The sequence below is a fragment of the Streptomyces sp. PA03-1a genome, from assembly GCF_033792805.1.
Classification (GTDB): Bacteria; Actinomycetota; Actinomycetes; order Streptomycetales; family Streptomycetaceae; genus Actinacidiphila.
On the sequence record NZ_JARAVO010000479.1, the window covers coordinates 1 to 1,124 of the forward strand.

General features: G+C 73.3%; 1 protein-coding gene. It reads right to left on the reverse strand.

What is annotated here, in order from left to right; all coding sequences use genetic code 11:
- A partial coding sequence (locus PV341_RS45030) for a DivIVA domain-containing protein (RefSeq protein ID WP_500361035.1) occupies positions 1 to 815 on the reverse strand: 815 nt, incomplete at its 3' end.
- Positions 816 to 1,124: the final 309 nt, after the last annotated feature.

Consider the following 1,124-nt stretch of genomic DNA (forward strand, 5'->3'; position numbering starts at 1 on the left):
CGGGGCCCCCCGGGGTTTACAAAAGGGTTTTTGTGGGGGGTTGCGTGTTTTATGAAGGGCCAGGCGCGGGTGAGGGAGACCGTCGGGGGAGCGGGCGGCGGCGCGAGGGAACGGGCGAGGTCGCGGTCGAGGCGGCGCAGCTGGGACTGCATGTGGGCGGTCAGGCGGGTGCGGTAGGCGTTCTCGAAGGTGCGCAGGTCCTCGACCTTGCGCTGCAGCGCGGTGCGGGCGGAGGCCAGGGTGGTCATCGCCTGACGGTGCTTCTCGCGAGCCTCGTGCTCGAGGGCCAGGGCCCGGTCGCGGGCGTCCCGGCGCAGGCTCTCGGCCTGTCCGAGGGCCTCGCCGACGATCTTGTGGGCCTCGGCGCGGGCCTCGGCGACGGCCTGCTCGGCGGTGCGTTCGGCCAGGGCGAGCAGGCGGGCCGTGCTGTCGACGGCGAACCCGGGCTGCCCGTCCGTGACCTCCTCGGCCTCGGCGGGCTCGGCGAGCCGCGCGGGCTCCGCCACCTCGGCGGCGGGGACGGGGACGCGTTCCGGCGCCGCCTGGGGTTCGGGTTCCGGCTCCGGCTCCGGTTCGGGTTCGGGCTCGGGTGCCGACGCCACCTCGAGTTCGGGCTCCTCGTGCTGCCGGTCGGCGGACTCGACGGCGGAGAGCGCGGCGCGCAGGTCCTGGTTGATCCGCAGCAGCCGGGTCAGCTCGGACTGCACCTCGTCCAGGAAGTCGTCGACCTCGCGCTCGTCGTAGGCCTCGCGGAGGCGGACGGTGGTGAACTGCATCCTGCGCACGTTCTCGGGGGTAATCGGCGTCTGTGCCATCTGCTCACCTCGAGGTCTTCGTCGACAAGTCCTGACCGCATCCGTCAACTCCAGCTTGGGCGGCGGGCCGGGCCGGGGCAGCCCGGGAACACCGCGCGGGGGCGGTGCGGGCGGTGTCACCTGCGCCGATCGTGGGACCCGGGCGAACGGCGTGGATGGCGCAACTACGGGCGGCGCAGTGGCAACTGTGATCATCCGCGTCGTCACCGCGTCCGCAGACAGCGTGGATTTCCCTCCGCGCCCGGCGAAAGGGCCGGACGGGTGAATACGGGCCCCCGGGGCCGGGGTACGGGATGCGCATGGAGATGC